The organism is Pelagicoccus enzymogenes, from assembly GCF_014803405.1.
GTDB lineage: Bacteria > Verrucomicrobiota > Verrucomicrobiia > Opitutales > Opitutaceae > Pelagicoccus > Pelagicoccus enzymogenes.
Genome location: NZ_JACYFG010000052.1, coordinates 1 through 2694, shown reverse-complemented (window position 1 = coordinate 2694; position 2694 = coordinate 1). Strand labels below are relative to the sequence as shown.

Sequence of the window (2694 nt, the reverse complement as noted above, 5' to 3'; positions counted from 1 at the left end):
ATGCTGAGCTTTTCCTCCGCGGTTCGCATCTTCCTGGCGGTCGAGCCGGTGGACATGCGAAAGAGCTTCGACGGGCTCTACGCCGTCGCCGCCAACCAGCTCAAGGAAAACCCGCTGCAGGGCGGGATGTTCGTCTTCTCCAACAGGAGGCGCAACCGCCTGAAGATACTCTTCTTCGACGGCACCGGGCTTTGGGTGCTGGCCAAGCGTCTGGAGAAGGGCGGCTTCACCTGGCCCAGGCCCAGCGACGCCGCCAGCGGAAAGCTGCGGCTCAAGAGCGAGGCCTTGTCGATGCTGCTCGGCGGCATAGACCTCAAGGACGGGATGGCCAAGGCCTGGTACGAACGCTGAAGAAAATCGTTGATCCGGACCGCGTATCCTCTATCCAGATACGCGATGCCGCCGATAGAGGAAGTCCTAGCCGAGAACGCGACGCTTAAAGGCCGCGTAGCCGAGCTGGAGGCCCAGATCGCGTGGTTCCGCCGCCAGGTCTTCGCCGGAGGCAAGTCCGAGAAGGTCGACCTCAACCAACTCGACCTCCTGCTGGGCAAGCTCGAGGAAGCCAAGGCGGCCGAGCCGCCGCAGAAGGTGTCCTACGAGCGCAAGGCAAAGCCCTCGCGCAAGACTCGCGACGAGCTCTACGGCCACCTTCCGGTCCTCGAGGAGACGGTAGTCGAGCCCGATGAGGTGAAGGCGGAGCCTTCCAGCTACGAACGCATCGGCGAGGAGGAGACCTACGAGGTGAAGGTCGATCCGCCGAAGTTCTACCGCCGCCGCATCGTCCGCCCCAAGTATCGGAAAGTTGGAGACAAGTCCAAGGCGCCAGTCGTGGCCCCGGCCCCGCTTCGCGTTGTGGAAGGCCTGGCCTCGGCGGAGCTGCTCGCCTACGTCGTCGTCTCGAAGTTCCTCGACCACTTGCCGCTGTTCCGCCAATGCTCCATCTACAAGCGCCACGGCTTCGCCGTCAGCCGCCAGAACCTGGTCCGCTGGGTCGAGAAGGTCGCCGAATGGCTCAAGCCGATCTACAACCATATGCGCCTCGACCTTCTCGAGGGCGGATACGTCCAGGTGGACGAGACGCCGATAAAGTATCAGGATCCCGACTACGGGGAGAAGAGCACGAAAACCGGCTACCTTTGCGGCATGACCCGGCCGCTTGGCGACGTTTGGTACAAGTGGAGCGGCGGGCGCTGCCACGCCTCGGTCACCTCGCACCTGGAAGGCTTCGAGGGCGTGGTCCAGGCCGACATGTACGAGGCGTACCCGAAGCTGCAGAAGTCCAGCGAGGCGATCGAGCTGGCCGCTTGCTGGGCGCACGCCCGGCGCAAGTTCTTCGATGCCAAGGAGAGCTTCCCGCGCGAGTGCGGCGTCTACCTCAAGCTCGTCGCCAAGCTCTACGAGGTCGAAAGCGAGATCCGCGAGAACGGCCTCGACGCGGAAGCAGCCTTGGCCCTTCGCCTCAAGAGGTCCGCCAACGCTCACGCCCGCATCCGCCGCGTATTGGGAATCCTCAGACGTGGAGGCCTTCCGTCAAGCGGCTTGTCCAAGGCCTGCGACTACTCGCTCTCGCACTGGGGCTACCTCTCGACCTACCTGCGTCACGGCCACGTCGCGATCGACAACAACTGGATGGAGAACGCCATCCGGCCGACCGCGGTCGGCAAGAAGAACTGGCTCTTCGTAGGTCATCCCCAAGCCGGCGATCGCGCGGCGATCCTTTACTCGATCCTGATCTCCTGCCAACGCCTGGACATCCAGCCGCTTGAATATCTGCAAGACGTCCTGAGCCGGAACACCGGCATCATGCAGGAGCAAGAGCTCAGGGCTCTGACCCCGGCAAACTGGAAGAAGTCAAGACCAGCCTAAGGGGCAGATTTTGTACCGCTTACAAGACGCGCGTGGCCCCCTTGGGGAAATGCGAGTTCCTCGGTTTCAATGTCGTAGGAAAACGAATACGCGCTAGCGAGAGATAACGTCCGAAAAGTTTCGCAAATTAGTAGAGGTGCCTTTCCGCCGATGATCCGGTAGGCAGTTGGTGTTCAAACAAATACCCAAGATGGAAGACACCAACGGAAAGACAGTAAACGAGACGATAACAGCCGAGGGATCGGCATCAAGCGAAGTCGTGAAGATCGACTTCGGCAACCTAAAGAAGGATCTGGGCGGCTTCGTTCGTGGAACCGTCGAGGAGGCGATAAACGGTCTGCTCGACGCCGAGGCCGACCAAATCTGCAACGCGAAGCGCTACGAACGCAGCGACGAGCGTTCGGCTCATCGCAACGGCCACTACGAGCGCAAGCTGCATACGGGAGCTGGCGAAGTTAAGCTGAAGGTCCCCAAGCTTCGCGGAGCGAGCTTCGAGACCCAGATCATCGAACGCTACCGCAGACGCGAGTCCAGCGTGGAGGAATCGCTGGTCGAGATGTACTTGGCTGGCGTGTCGGTCCGACGGATCGAGGACATAACCGAGGCCCTTTGGGGCGCCAGGGTAAGCCCTTCGACCGTGAGCGATCTCAATCAGAAGATATACGAACGGATCGAGGCGTGGCGGCAGCGACCCCTGCGAAGCCGCTACGTCTACGCGTTTATGGACGGGCTGTGGCTGAAGCGCTCGTGGGGAGGCGAGATGGAGAACGTGAGCGTGCTTGTCGCCATCGGCGTCAACGAGCATGGCTTCCGCGAGGTGCTCGGCGT

General features: G+C 61.8%; 3 protein-coding genes. All 3 read left to right on the top strand.

Translation table 11 applies throughout. From position 1 onward, the window contains the following. On the top strand, positions 1-351 hold a 351-nt coding region (gene tnpB / locus IEN85_RS22015; protein WP_191616993.1), incomplete at its 5' end, for an IS66 family insertion sequence element accessory protein TnpB. A gap of 45 nt (positions 352-396) precedes the next feature. Continuing rightward, on the top strand, positions 397-1866 hold the full coding sequence (gene tnpC / locus IEN85_RS22010; RefSeq protein WP_191616992.1) for an IS66 family transposase: 1470 nt from the start codon (positions 397-399) through the stop codon (positions 1864-1866). 190 nt (positions 1867-2056) lie between these two features. Next, positions 2057-2694, top strand: a 638-nt coding sequence (locus IEN85_RS22005; RefSeq protein WP_191618670.1) for an IS256 family transposase, incomplete at its 3' end; no start/stop codon positions are given.

Excerpts from the sequence above, each read along its gene's own strand:
- tnpC (WP_191616992.1), top strand. The coding sequence starts at position 397 with ATGCCGCCGATAGAGGAAGTCCTAGCCGAGAACGCGACGCTTAAAGGC.